Genomic DNA, 13548 nt, shown 5'->3' with positions numbered 1-13548 from the left:
ATAACCTTCCGGTATGCGTCTCTCCGCCCGGGTCGACTATGCGCTGCGTGCCGCCTGCGAGATCGCCGCACGTGCCGAGGAGGTCGGGCCGGACGCGCGCCTGACCGCAGCCGCCGGCCGGACCCGGTCCACCGACCAGGCCGGTGACGGCGGCGGAACCGCCCGGCGTCCGGCGCCGCTGACCGCCGAGCAGATCGCCCGGGCCCAGAACATTCCGCCGAAGTTTCTGGAGAGCATCCTGCTGCAACTGCGCCGGGGCGGCATCGTGCACGCACAACGTGGCCCCGAGGGTGGCTACTGGCTGGCCCGGCCGGCAGCGGCGATTTCGCTGGCCGAGGTGATCCGGGTGATCGACGGCCCGCTGGCCAACATCCGGGGGCAGCGCCCGGAGGATCTCGGCTATGCGGGTGCGGCTCGGGCGCTCCAGGAGGTGTGGATCGCGCTGCGGGCCAGCGAGCGGGAGATCCTGGAACTGGTCACCATCGCCGACGTGGCGAACGGCAGGCTGCCCGACCGGGTCCGGCAGCTGACCGCCGACCCGGCTGCCTGGAGCTGACGTGACGCCGGGCTTGGCGGTCTCGGGTGGTGATCGGCGGTCACCCGGGTCGGGGTGAGCCGACCACCGGCGTTGGCCGCTCGACGGTCCGCACGCTCGCCACGGTGAGCACCAGCACCGTGCAGATGGTGAGCACCGCCGGGAGAAGCTTGACCGCGTCGGCGAGTTGGAGATAACCGGCGTCGACGAGTCCCGGGTCGATGCCGGAGAGGGCGCTGAAATACCAGTACGGTGCCGAGCCGCGTGGGGCACGGACTGGGTCCAGCGCGCTCCAGACGTAGGCGGCAGTGCTCAGCGTGAGTAGGACAAGACCTCCGGCTGTGCCGGTGAGCCATGCGGCGCCGAGCCGGCCACGTCCGACCAGTGCCCGTAACGGCGAGCAGAGCATGACGACCCCGGCATACCAGCCCAGAATGGCCAGCGCCGAGGAGCTCGGGGTCTCGCCGAGCACCACTCCTACGCCGGGCAGCGTGGTCAGCGCGAGCAGGCCGATGGCCAGCGCCGTTGGCGCCACCAGCCATGGCCCGGAGATCGGGCGGCGATGCCCCAACCGGCGACCGAGCCACCAGCCGAGCAGCCCGACCGGTATGACCGCCAGGCTATGCACCACCGACGCGGTCCGTTCGACGTTGACGCCAAGGGCGACCAGCGTGTTCAGCACCGGGCCGGCGGCAAACATCAGCACCAGCAGAGCGATGACGAAGCCGAGTGGTGCCAGCAGGAGCTTGGCCACGGCGAGTCCTCCGGTGCGGACCCCGGCCAGGGTGATCGCCCCCGCATGCCAGCCGGCCCGGTCCCGCAGCGCGCACCGGGCCACGTCGGCCAGGTCGGCCAGCGGGGTGGGCGAGTTCGCCAGCAGGTCGCCGATTTCCTTGCCGTAGCGCTCGCGGATGGCCTGCGGGTAGAGGGCCAGCGCGGCGCGAACCAGCCATCGGCGCCGCATCAGGCGATCGCCAGCCGACGCTGGCCGGCGTTGACCACCGTACGCATCCGCTTCAGTTCCACGGTGAGGGCAGCCCGCCCTGCGTCGGTCAGCCGGTACGGTCTGCGCCGTTCCTGTTCGGCTAGTGCCTCGACATACTCATGCTGCTCCAGACGCCGTATGGCGCCGTAGAGCGTGCCCGGCCCGGGGCGGTGGCCGGTCAGCCCGGCGATGTCCTCCTGCATGGCGTAGCCGTGCCGGGGACCAGCCGCGAGACTGATCAGAACTAGTAGCGCAGGTTCGGAGAACCTGCCCAGTTCGGAGAGTCCGGACACGTCGGCACCTTCCCACTCTATTACGTTCAGCGTAGTATCGCAATACATAGTAGTTAGGTCAACCGCTCGGTCGGCACCGATTTCGGCGATAATGGGCTTGAGTCTCCAGCGGCTGGAAGGTTGAGGCTCTTCCCGTGAACGACCGCACCGAGCTGTTCACGATCGGACAGCTCGCCCGACGTACCGGCCTGTCGGTCCGGACCATCCGCTTCTGGTCGGACATCGACGTGATACCGCCGACCGACCGCTCCAAGAGCGGCTACCGGCTGTACGACGCTGCGGCGGTGGCCCGGCTCGAACTGGTCCGGACCCTGCGGGATCTCGGGCTCGACCTCGGGACCGTGCAGCGGGTGTTGGCCCGGCAGAGCGCGGTGGCCGACGTGGCCCGGGCACACGTACGCGCCTTGGACACGGAAATCCGCACGCTCCAGATACGCCGGGCCGTGCTGCGGTCGGTCGCCCGACGGAACAGCACGACCGAGGAGATGAGAGTGATGAACAAGCTGGCCCGGCTCTCCGCGCAGGAACGGCAGCGGATGATCGACGACTTCGTGGACCGTGCCTTCGCCGGGATCGAGCCGTACGAGCCCGGGGCGAGGATCGCCGAGGCGATGCGGCAGCTGCCGGCCGAACTGCCCGACGATCCGAGCCCGGAACAGGTGGACGCCTGGCTGGAACTCGCCGAGCTGGTCGCCGACCCCGAGTTCGGGCAGCGGGCCCGGCAGATGGCGGTGGCCGGCGGGCAGCCGACCGGCGAGCGGGGCGGGCCGTCGGCGTACGACCCGACGGCCGTGGTCGAGCAGGTCGGCCGGGCGATGGCGGAGGGGATCGCCCCGGACTCGGCGCAGGGGCGGGCGGTGCTGGACCGGATCGTGGACCCGGGACTCTCCACCGAGGATCGTGCCCGGCTCGCCGACGAGGTGGCGACCTTCACCGACCGCCGGGTCGAGCGGTACTGGGAACTGCTCGGCGTGCTCAACGGTCGCCCGTCGTTCCCGCCGCAGGTGCCGAAGTTCGAGTGGTTCGTCGCCGCCCTGCGCGCCTGACAGATCCCGCAGGCCCCCGCCCGCCCCGGTCGCGGCGGGGGCCTGCCCGGCCCGGCCGACTGCCCGGGCGGGTCAACCGAGGGTGGCCGCGACCTCGCCGATCAGCCGCCAGGTCTGCGCCACGTGCTCCTGTAGGGTGTACGGCGACCCCGGCACCAGCCGCAGTGTGTAGCGGCCGCCGACCCGGGTGTGCGTCAGGTAGGCCCGGCCGGTCCCGTTCACCCGGGCCAGCAGTTCGGCGTTCGCCTCGTCGTCGGCGGCCCCGTCGCCGGTGCCGGCCAGCCGGAAGCAGACCAGCGCGAACGGGCCGGGCGCGACCACCTCGAAGCGCGGGTCTGCCCGCACCCGGTCGGCGAACCAGCCGGCCAGCGCGATCGTCTCCCGGATGTGTGCGCGCAGCCCCTCGGCGCCGTACCAGCGGAGCACGAACCAGAGTTTCAGCGCCCGGAACCGCCGGCCGAGCGGCACCTGCCAGTCCCGGTAGTCGAGCACCGCCCCGGACTCGGTGGCCGCGTTGCGCAGGTACTCCGGCAGCACCGTCAACGCCTCGACCAGCTCCGCCCGGTCCGCCACCCAGAACGCGTCGCAGTCGAAACCGGTGAGCAGCCACTTGTGCGGGTCGAAGCAGTACGAGTCGGCGTACTCCAACCCGGCGTGGGTGTGCCGCAGTTCCGGGCAGACCGCGGCCGCCCCGGCGTACGCGGCGTCGACGTGCAGCCACAGCCCGTACTCCCGGCACAGCTCGCCGATCGCCGGGATCGGGTCGACCGCGTTCGTGGAGGTGGTGCCGATCGTCGCCACCACCGCCGCCGGCACCAGCCCGGCCGCCAGATCCGCCTCGACGGCCTGCCGCAGCGCCGCCGGGTCCAGCGCCAGGGTCTGTGGGTCGACCCCGACGGTACGCAGTCCCGCGTCACCGAGTCCGGCGATCCGGACCGCCTTCTCGATCGCCGAGTGCCCCTGCGTCGACGTGTAGACCCGGTACGCCCGCCGCACCCCGTGCCCCCGCCACCGCCCGCCGCCGGCCCGGTGCAGCGAGGCCAGTACGGCGATCAGGATCGCCGACGAGGCCGAGTCCTGGATCACCCCGCCGCCGGTGCCGGTGGACCGGAACCGGGCCGGCAGGTCGAGCAGTTCCGCCAGCCAGTCCAGCACCACCGTCTCGACCTCGGTGCAGGCCGGGCCGGTGGACCAGAGCATCCCCTGCACGCCGAGGCCGGCGCAGACCAGGTCGCCGAGCACGCTCGGCCCGGAGGTGTTCGCCGGGAAGTACCCGAAGAACCGGGGATGCTGCCAGTGGGTGAGACCGGGTGCGATCACCGTGTCCAGGTCGGCGAGGAGGCGGTCGAACGGCTCGCCCCGCTCGGGTGGGCCGGCCGGCAGCCGGGCGGCGACGGTGCCGGGCGGTTCGGTGGCGGTGACCGGCCGCCGGTCGAGCGTCGCCCAGTAGTCGGCGATCCAGTCGACCACCTGGTGCCCGTGTCGGCGGAACTCGTCCGGGGTCATGTGTTGGGCCATGGCCACGAGTCGACCAGCCCGGCCGCCGCCGATCAAGAAGCCGGGCGGCCGGGGCGGTGTGGCCGGGGCGGTGTGGCCGGTGGATCGGGTCGTCAGGCGGCCGGGGCCGCGGTGGGCATCCGCGCCGGTCCGACCGGTGGCCGCGCCGCCGCGGTGCTGGCCCGGACGGTCAGCCGGGGTGGCAGCAGGGTGCCCTCCGGGACCGGCTCCCGCTCCAGCTTCGCCATCAGCAGCGACACCGCCTGCCGGCCGACCTCCTCGGCCGGGATCAGCACCGAGGTCAACGCCGGACTGGCCCGTTCGGCGACCTCGTCGGGGCAGATCGCCACCACCGAGACGTCCTCCGGGACCCGCCGGCCGAGCGCCGGCAGCGCGGCGAGCACCTGACCGACCGCCGCCTCGTTGTGCACCACCAGCGCCGACAGTTCCGGCTGGCGCTCCAACAACCCGGCGAGTTCCTGGGCGACCGCCTCGAAGTTCTCCTCGCAGGGCTGGGCGACCGCCGTGATCCCGTGCCGCCGCGCCGTCTCGGTGAAGCCGGCCCGGGTGCGGTGGGCGAAGCCGGTGTCCCGGTCGTAGACCACGGCCGGGGCGCCGAGCAGCGCCACCGAGCGGTGGCCGAGCCCGGCCAGGTGCTCGACGCAGGCCGCGCCGGCCCGATAGAAGTCCAGGTCGACGCAGGTCAGCCCGGTGGGGTCGGCGGGGAAGCCGATAAGCACACTGGGGCGTTCCAGGTCGCGCAGCACCGGCACCCGGGCGTCGTGCATCTCCACGTCCATCAGCACGATGCCGTCGACCATCGCGCTGGCGGCGATCCGGCGCAGCCCGGCCGGCCCCTCGTCGGCGGTCATCAGCAGCACGTCGTGGTCGAACTGCCGGGCGGTGGTCACCACCGCGGTGGCGAACTGCATGAGTACCGGCAGGTGCATGCCGGAGCGCAGCGGCAGCACCAGGGCGATCACGTTGGCCCGCCTGCTGGCCAGGGCCCGCGCCCCGGCGTTCGGGTGGTAGCCGAGGCTACGCACGCTGGCCAGTACCCGTTCCCGGGTCGAGGCCGAGATGGCGCGCTTGCCGCTGAGCACGTACGACACGGTGCTGACCGCGACCCCGGCGTGCCGGGCCACGTCGGCGATGGTCACCATGTCCGCCCGCTTCGCGGGACCACCGGTGGACTGCCGGTGCGACCGTGGCGAGGTGGGGCCCGACGACTCGGACACTAGGCGCCTCCAGTTTCCACACCGGTGCGGTCGCCGTCGACTCCGGCTGTGAAGGTCAACCAACTCAGCGTAGCGCCGGGGGTGTCGAACAGCAGATACAGATCCCGTACCCCGGTCGCCTCGCCGTGCCAGCGGCCGGTGGCGGTGGCCGGCTCGATGTCGCCGCTGCTGGCGCTGGTGCTGGTGGTCGGGGCGTCGTCGACGGTGGGTGGGACGCGGATCGTGCCGGCGACCGGGCCCCGGACCGGGTCGTCGAACCGGAGCACCAGCTCGGCGCCGTGCGGCAGCGGGCGGTCTCCACCGACCCGGGCCGCGACCCCGCGTACCCCGGTGCCGAAGTCCACCCGGGAGAACCGGATCCAGCCGCCGGCTTCCCGGGCCAGCACCGCCGCACCGTCCGGGCCGTCCGGCAGCGGCTCGATGCCGGCGTACTCGTCGTGGTCGGCCGCGCAGAGTGGACCGGCCAGCGCCGCGCGGGGGCGTACCGGCTCGCCGTGTACCGCCAGGGTGGCGGTAAGCAGCAGGTCGGCACTGGACCGGCCGACCGCGACGGTGTGCCGGGCGTCCTCCACCACGTACCGGCCCCGGGCCACGTCCCAGTGCGCCAGCTCGGCCGCCCGCAGTCGGAGTCGTACCGTCGTCGAGGTGCCCGGCGCCAGGCTCACCCGGGCGAAGCCGCGAAGCTGGCGCAGCGGCTGCTTGACCCGGGAGCGCCGCTGCCGGGTGTAGAGCTGGACCACCTCGTCGCCCGGTCGGGAACCGACGTTGGTCACCCGCACGCTGACCTCGATCTCTCCGGCCGCGTCCACCTCGTCCGCGCTCAGCCGGAGGTCAGAGTAGGCGAATTCGGCGTAGCTCAGCCCGTGGCCGAACGGGTAGAGCGGGGTGCCCCGATGGTAGAGGTACGTGGTGTCGGTGGCTATCACGTCGTAGTCGAACAGGTCGGGCAGCTCCGCCGCGTCGCGGTACCAGGTCTGGGTCAACCGGCCACCCGGGTCGGCGTCCCCGGCGAGTACGGCTGCCAGCGCGGCGCCGTACTCCTGGCCGCCGTGCGCCGACCAGACGATCGCCGGGAGGTGCTCGTCGGCCCAGTTCACCGCGTACGGATAGCTGCTGCTGAGCACCAGCACGGTACGCGGGTTGGCCGCGTACACCGCCCGGAGCAGTGCCTCCTGTCCGGCCGGCAGGGCCAGGTCGGCGCGGTCCTCGGTCTCCCGGCCGCAGACCATCGGGTGGTTGCCGAGCACCACCACGGCGACGTTGGCCTCCCGGGCCAGCGCAGCCGCCTCGGCCGCACCGTCGGAGACCAGCTCGACGGTGAACCCGGTGGCGTCGGCCGGCTCCACCGCGTCGACCCGGAGCACGCCGTCCGGGTCGACCCGGACGTACCGCCCGGTGGCCAGGTGGTGCAGCACCCGGCCGCCGCCCGGCCGGTCGACCAGCCGGAACGTCTCCCGGACGATCCAGCCACCGGGGCCGGGCCGGTCGTTGACCAGCAGTCCCTCGTCGTCGGCGCCGACGTGCCGGCCGTTCGCCAGGCTGCGCAGCGCGATGATGTCCTGTCCCCAGTCGAAGACCTCGAACCAGCCGTCCGCCGAGGCCGGCCCGGCCGACCCGACGACGTCCGCCCCGGCGGTGGTCGGGGCGTCGGCGGTGGCCGGGCTGTCGGCGGTGGCCGGGCTGTCGGTCGTGGTCGTGCCGTCGGCGGTGGCCGGGCTGTCGGTCGTGGTCGTGCCGTCGGCGGTGGCCGGGGCGTCGCCCGCCGAGGCTGCCGGGCCGATCCGGTCGAGCCGGAGGGCGGCGCCCTGCGGATCGTGGGCGGCCCGGACGTAGCCGTCGGCGGTGCGCAGCGCGATCAGGTCGGCGCCACAGTGGTACGTCGTGCTGGCCGGGGCGAACCGGGCGGCCAGGCCGTCCCGGGCGGTGATCGCGTACGGCAGGGTCCCGCAGTACCAGTCCTCGTAGAGCGTGTCGGCGAGCGGTCCGAGTACGGCCAGTCGGCCGGTCCGGCCCGGATCCAGCGGCAACAGCGCCCCGGTGCCGGGCCGGGGGACGTTGCGCAGCAGCACCAGCGACTGCCGGGCGGCCTCCCGGGCCAGCTCCTGGTGCGCCGCGCAGTTGATCACGTCCGCGGTGACCGCCGTGTACGGGTTCCGCTCCGGCGGGTCGAAGTCGCCGAGCCGGAATCGGATGGTGAGGATCCGCCGTACCGCCGTGTCCAGGTCGGACTCGTCGAGCAGCCCGCGCCGGAGCCCCTCGGTCAGCCGCTCGATGGTCGGCCCGGAGGCCTCGCTGTCCTCGGTGAAGCTGTCGACGCCGGCCCGCAGTGCGGCGGCGTACCCGCTGGGGTGGTCGGGGAGGTAGCCCTGGGCGCCGGCGATGTTGGCGACCGCACCGGCGTCGCTGACCACCAGGATCTCGTCGCTGGTCCACCGGCGCAGCTCGGCCCCGATCAGCGGGCTCAGGTGCGCCGGCCGCCCGTTGACCAGGTTGTACGACGCCATCACCGCCACCGCCGAGCCGGTGGCGATCGGTGCCCGGAAGGCGGGCAGCTCGTACTCGTAGAGCACCCGGGGCGGCAGGTTGCTGGAGGTGGTGCACCTGTCGGTCTCGTTGTTGTAGCCGAGGAAGTGTTTCAGCGTCGGCGCGGTCTTCAGGTAGTCGGGGTGGTCGCCGCGCAGTCCCCGGGCGTAGGCGGTGCCGAGCCAACTGGTGAGCCAGGGGTCCTCGGCGTAGCCCTCCTCGTTGCGGCCCCAGCGGGGGTCGCGCAGCGGGTTGACCACCGGCGCCCAGACGTTCAGCCCGACCCGGGTCGGGTCCTTGTGGTGCAGCCCCCGCACCTCGTCGCCGACCGCCGCGCCGACCGCCCGGATCAGCTCCGGGTTCCAGGTGCTGCCGAGCCCGAGCGCCTGCGGGAAGACGGTCGCCGGGCCGAGCCAGGCGAGCCCGTGCAACGCCTCGGTGCCGGTCCGGAACGCCGGCATCCCGAGCCGGGGCACCGGGGCCTGGTGCTGGTGCAGCAGCGCGACCTTCTCCGTCGGGGTGAGCCGGCCGAGCAGGTCGGCGACCCGGACGTCGAGCGGCTGGTCGGGGTCGCGGAACGTCGTGTCGGTCACGGTCGATCACCTTCCATGATTTTCGACCTGCGCTGCGGCGGTGCGACCGTTGGTGGTGGCGGCGCACTCGAAGCGCTTCGAGTAGGCGGGGGATGGCGCGGCGGGGTGTGCCCGACCGACAGCCCGGGAAGCTCGAAGCGCTTCGACGGCCGGGGAAAAAACACTCCACCGTGGATAGCGGTTTCCCGCTGGTCACGAGGGAGCATTTCGAGGCTTCCACCAGCGGCCGTACCGGTCAAGGGGTTGCGTCGAACCGATTGGTCGGCGTCTGTTTCCGGCGGGCCCGCGAGCCCGGTCGCGCGGTGTTGGGTGGCCCGGCGTTGGCCCGCCCGGCGTTGGGTGGCCCGTCCGGCGTTGGGGTGCCGTGTCCGGGGTCGGGTGGCCTGTCCGGCCGGTCAGCGTTGGGCGGCCGGCTGGCGGGTCGGGCCGGCGGACCCGGGCGTGGCGGACGTCGCCGCGTCGGCGGCGGCCGGCCCGGTGCCCGACTCCGGCTCCGGATCGCCCGGTGCGGTGCTCGACCTGGTGGGGGTCTTCCCGGAGACCCGGGCGGCGGAGCCGGGGCCCCGGGCGGTGCTCCGGTCCGGGTCGCGCAGCGGCAACCGGCCGGCGTCGACGGTCTCCAGGGTCCGGGCCGCCCCGCCGGACGCCGCCGCCCCGGTGCCGAGAGCCGAGGCGAGCAGCCGGGCACCGCCGGCCTCCGGCGCCAGCGTGTTGGCGTGCAGTTCGGCCTCGGCAGCGGGAAGCAGCCACGGCGCCAGCGTCGAGTAGTAGCCACCGAGCAGCACGACCTCGGGGTTGACCAGGTTGGCCAGCAGCGCGGCGCCCCGGCCCAGGTGCCGGCCGATCTCGGCGAGCGCGTCGAGGGTGGCGCGGTCGCCCCGGCGGGCCTTGCTCCGGATCCGGTCCACCTCCGGGGCGAAGTCGGTGACCGGGCCGTCCTCGGCCACGTCCGGCAGCGCCCGGCGGATCAGCGCCGGGATGCCGGCCACCGCCTCCAGGCAGCCGCGCCGGCCGCAGGGACAGCCGGGACCGTCCGGAACCACGGGTACGTGACCGAGTTCGCCGGCGAAGCCGCGTCCGCCACGCAGCAGCCGCCCGTCGGCCACCACACCCGCGCCGAGTCCGGCGCCGCCGGTCAGGTGCACCAGGTTGGCGGTCCCGGCGTACGGGCCGTGCCGGTATTCGGCCAGCGCGGCGAGGTTGGCGTCGTTCTCCACCACCACCTCGTAGCCCGGACCGCGCAGCGCCCGGTGCAGGTCGGCGCCGAGCGGGAGGTCTCGCCAGCCGAGCGTGCCGGCGAGCCGGACGGTGCCGCTGCCGTCCACCAGGCCGGGGACCGCGACGGTGAGGCCGAGTACCTCGCGTCCCTGGTGGCCGACCCGGTTGACGGCGCGGTTCGCCAGCGCGGCGATGGCACTGACCGCCCGGCCGGCGGAGCCGGACGAGCCGTCGAAGGCACGCCGCCAGGAGAGGAGTTCGGTGCCGGCGAGGTCGACGGCGACCACTGTCAGCTCGTCGATGCTCACCTCGATGCCGATCGCCGCGTACGGCGCGCCGTCGACCACCAGCATGGTGGCGGGGCGGCCGATCCGGTTCTCGGCCAGTCCGGTCTCCCGGACCAGACGCCGGTCGAGCAGCTCGGCGACCAGGCTGGAGACGGTCGCCTTGTTCAGCCCGGTCGAGCCGGCGATGTCGGCCCGGGAACAGGGCGCGTGGGCCCGGACGAAGCGCAGCACGACGGCGAGGTTGGTGGCCCGTACGTCGGCGAGATCGGCCGGCTGTGGCCCGGTCTGCGTCGTGAACAAGATCAGCCCCGCTCCCCGCGTCGGTCTCCGGGCCCGGTGTCGCGCCGGTTGCCGACGGTGCGCGCCCATCATGCCGCACCGCCACGCGCCGGGTCACGTCCGCCCGTCGCGCCATGGTTCCGGTGCTTGTGGCACCGGTCACCGTCGATTACTTTTGTTTAGTCAAACGACTAACTAACTCTACCCCATACCCACCCAGCAACCGAACGGGTTCGTCTCCCGCGCGCCGCGCGGGTCACCGGCCCGTTACGGCGATATCGAAGGGAGCGCACCCCGTGGAACCATCCGGCCCGGGCAGCGCCACCAACCGTCGGAACTTCCTGAGCCTGGTGGGCCTTTCAGCCGCGGCGACCGTCGGCAGTGGCCTGCTCGCCGGCTGCGGCGGCGAGGCGGCCTCCACCAGCGACGCGCAGGACCTCGACAAGCTCGCAGACCTGCTGCCGAGGCAGAAGGACCTGCCGGGTCTGCCCAAGCCGGACATGGTGGGCACCCGCCCGGTGCCCGACGGGTACACGCGGTTCCCGGCGGAACTCTTCGACGCGGTCGGCGAGAAGCCCGGCCGCAGCGGCCAGCGGATCAACGGGATGACCCCGGCCTGGGGGCCGGCGCCGCCCAGCCTGGGCCAGAGCCAGTACCTGGCGGCGGTGAACGACGAACTCGGCATCGACGTCAACTTCAGCGTCCAGGACGGCCTCAAGTACGCCGAGAAGCTGAACGCGCTGCTCGGCGCCAGAGACGTGCCGGACCTGCTCTGCGTACCGCAGTGGGAGGTCGCCAAGCTGCCGCGCTTCGCCGACGCGGTGGCCGCGCTCTTCGAGGACCTCACCGACTATCTCTCCGGGGACCGGGTCGACGCGTACCCGATGCTTGCCACCTTCCCGGCCGGGGCCTGGCGGGAGGCGTTCTGGAACGAGCGCCTGATGTCCATCCCGAACCCGACCGACGGACCGTTCCCGTGGGCGCTCTTCGGCCGCAAGGACCTGCTCGACGCCGCCGGGCTGGCCTATCCGAAGACGATGGAGGAGCTGTTCGAGGTCGGCAGGCAGGTGACCGACCCGAACAAGGGCGTCTGGGCCTTCGACGACATCTTCTCGATGGTGCAGATGTTCTACAAGGTGCCCGGCACCGACGACGGCTGGCGGCTCAAGTCGGACGGCACTCCGGAGTTCAAGTACGAGACGCCGGAGTTCAAACAGGCCGTCGAGTTCATGGCAAAGGTCTACCAGGCCGGACTGGTCCACCCGGACCTGGTGGCGAGCAAGGGCGAAGACGCCAAGCAGTTGTTGCAGAGCGGCAAGATCCTGTTCAAGCAGGACGGGCCCGGCATGTGGCAGCCGATGCAGGCCGAGCAGCAGAAGGTGACCCCGGGCTTCAACCTCCAGCCGGTGCCGGTCTTCTCGGCCAGCGGCGGCGACCCGCTGGTCTGGGGCGACGACAAGCCGATCTCGTACACCTTCGTCAAGAAGGGGCTCGGCAAGGAGCGGGTCGAGGAACTCCTCCGGGTGATCAACTGGTGTTCCGCGCCGTTCGGCACGGCGGAGTTCAACCTGCGCGAGTACGGCGTCGAGGGCAAGCACCACACCCGGAGCGCCGCCGGGCCGGCCAAGACCGAACTCGGCTTCAAGGAGATCGCCAACCAGTACTTCTTCGTCAGCGGGCGCAGTCCGGTGATCCAGCCCTTCCCGCAGACCCCGACCTACGTCCGGGACTACCTGGCGTACTCCAACGAGATGGTGAAGTTCCTGGAGAAGGACCCGTGGAACGGGCTCAAGCTGGAGATGCCGGCCCGGTACAAGGCGGGTCTGGTGCCGACCGAGGACAAGATCACGGACATCCTGCGCGGGCGCCGGCCGCTCACCGACCTGGACGCGGTGATCCAGGAGTGGCGGGGCAGCGGCGGTGGTGACGAGGCCCGGGAGTTCAGGGCCAAGGCCCTGGCCGACGCCGGGCGATGAGTACCCGAGAGGCGGCCCGGCCGGAGCGCCGGGCCGAGCCGGCCGGGTCGGAGCGGGCAGCACCGGAGCGCGCCGACGGTTCCGGTCCGGCCGGCGGCGCCCGCCCGCCCCGGGGGGGCCGGGGACGGCGGTCGGGCCGGGGCCGCCGGCCGCCGTTGCGGGCCCGGCTGCGTCGGGACTGGCCGCTGCTGGTCATGGTCGCGCCGGGCGCGCTGCTGCTGCTGGTCTTCCACTACGTGCCGACCCTGGGCAACGTGGTCGCGTTCCAGGACTACAACCCGTACGCCGGGGACAGCCCGCTGGACGCCTTCCTGTCCAGCACCTGGATCGGGTTCGGCAACTTCGAGGCGCTCTTCGGCGACCCGGCGTTCTGGGACGCGTTCTGGAACACCCTGTCGATCACCGGGTTCCAGCTGGTCTTCTTCTTCCCGCTGCCGATCGTGCTGGCGATCACGTTGCACAGCATCCTCTCCAGCCGGCTGCGGGCGTTCGTGCAGAGCGTGGTCTACCTGCCGCACTTCTTCAGTTGGGTGCTGGTTGTCACGTTCTTCGTGCAGATGCTCGGCGGGGCCGGGCTGCTCGCCCAGCAGCTGCGCGACGTGGGCCTGCAACCCTGGGACATCATGTCCAACCCGGACACCTTCATCGTGCTGGTCACCGCCGAGGCCGTCTGGAAGGACGTCGGCTGGGGCACGATCGTCTTCCTCGCCGCGCTGGCCACGATCGACCCGCAGCTCTACGAGGCGTCCGCGGTGGACGGGGCGGGCCGGTGGCGCCGGCTCTGGCACGTCACCCTGCCCGGCCTGCGGCCGGTGATCGTGCTGCTGCTCATCCTCCGGCTCGGCGACGCGCTCTCGGTCGGCTTCGAGCAGTTCCTGCTGCAACGGGACGCGGTCGGTCGGCAGGCCGCCGAGGTGCTGGACACCTTCGTCTACCACCAGGGCATCACCACGGGCAACTACGGCTTCGGCGCGGCTGCCGGGCTGTTCAAGGCGGCGGTGGGGCTGGTGCTGATCCTGGCGGCCAACCGGTTCGCCCACGCCATCGGCGAGCGGGGGGTGTACTCGCGGACATGACG

10 protein-coding genes are annotated in these 13548 nt (G+C 72.9%); 4 read left to right on the top strand and 6 right to left on the bottom strand.

The features are described 5' to 3' along the window. Positions 1–13 precede the first annotated feature (13 nt). On the top strand, positions 14–556 hold the full coding sequence (locus O7626_RS22455) for an Rrf2 family transcriptional regulator (protein WP_278063085.1): 543 nt from the start codon (positions 14–16) through the stop codon (positions 554–556). A gap of 40 nt (positions 557–596) precedes the next feature. Here the strand turns inward: O7626_RS22455 and O7626_RS22450 are convergent, their stop codons facing one another. Further along, complete coding sequence (locus tag O7626_RS22450) at positions 597–1499, bottom strand: hypothetical protein (protein WP_278063084.1); 903 nt, start codon at positions 1497–1499, stop codon at positions 597–599. Beyond that, on the bottom strand, positions 1499–1813 hold the full coding sequence (locus O7626_RS22445) for a PadR family transcriptional regulator (RefSeq protein WP_278063083.1): 315 nt from the start codon (positions 1811–1813) through the stop codon (positions 1499–1501). Before O7626_RS22445 ends, O7626_RS22450 begins: the two co-directional genes overlap by 1 nt. A 134-nt stretch (positions 1814–1947) precedes the next feature. Between O7626_RS22445 and O7626_RS22440 the strand changes: the two genes are divergently transcribed. Continuing rightward, the gene (locus tag O7626_RS22440) at positions 1948–2859 is read left to right on the top strand and encodes a MerR family transcriptional regulator (protein WP_278063082.1); all 912 of its coding nucleotides are present in this window, start codon (positions 1948–1950) and stop codon (positions 2857–2859) included. Positions 2860–2931: 72 nt separating this feature from the next. Here O7626_RS22440 and O7626_RS22435 read toward each other — a convergent pair whose 3' ends face one another. The 4 genes from O7626_RS22435 to O7626_RS22420 all read right to left on the bottom strand — a co-directional run bounded on the left by O7626_RS22435 (position 2932) and on the right by O7626_RS22420 (position 10515). Then, on the bottom strand, positions 2932–4377 hold the full coding sequence (locus tag O7626_RS22435; protein WP_278063081.1) for a pyridoxal-dependent decarboxylase: 1446 nt from the start codon (positions 4375–4377) through the stop codon (positions 2932–2934). Between the two features lie 92 nt (positions 4378–4469). After that, positions 4470–5594: a LacI family DNA-binding transcriptional regulator gene (locus tag O7626_RS22430; protein WP_278063080.1), complete on the bottom strand. Its 1125-nt coding sequence runs from the start codon at positions 5592–5594 to the stop codon at positions 4470–4472. Then, positions 5594–8710 carry a glycoside hydrolase family 3 protein gene (locus O7626_RS22425; RefSeq protein ID WP_278063079.1) on the bottom strand — a complete coding sequence of 1039 codons (3117 nt, stop codon included), beginning with the start codon at positions 8708–8710 and terminating at the stop codon, positions 5594–5596. The genes O7626_RS22430 and O7626_RS22425 overlap by 1 nt, the downstream gene beginning before the upstream one ends. Positions 8711–9105: 395 nt before the next feature. Then, a complete protein-coding gene (locus tag O7626_RS22420) occupies positions 9106–10515 on the bottom strand; it encodes an ROK family transcriptional regulator (RefSeq protein ID WP_278063078.1) in 1410 nt (469 codons plus the stop codon). A 275-nt stretch (positions 10516–10790) separates the two neighbouring features. On the opposite strand from O7626_RS22420, the gene O7626_RS22415 reads away from it, so the two are divergent. Beyond that, positions 10791–12470: an extracellular solute-binding protein gene (locus tag O7626_RS22415; protein ID WP_278063077.1), complete on the top strand. Its 1680-nt coding sequence runs from the start codon at positions 10791–10793 to the stop codon at positions 12468–12470. After that, on the top strand, positions 12467–13546 hold the full coding sequence (locus O7626_RS22410) for an ABC transporter permease subunit (RefSeq protein WP_278063076.1): 1080 nt from the start codon (positions 12467–12469) through the stop codon (positions 13544–13546). Before O7626_RS22415 ends, O7626_RS22410 begins: the two co-directional genes overlap by 4 nt. The last annotated feature ends 2 nt before the right edge of the window (positions 13547–13548 follow it).

The sequence above is a fragment of the Micromonospora sp. WMMD1102 genome, assembly GCF_029626265.1.
In the GTDB taxonomy this organism is placed as follows: Bacteria; Actinomycetota; Actinomycetes; order Mycobacteriales; family Micromonosporaceae; genus Plantactinospora.
The sequence above is the reverse complement of the archived record's forward strand: the minus strand, read 5'-3'. Positions and strand labels throughout refer to the sequence as shown.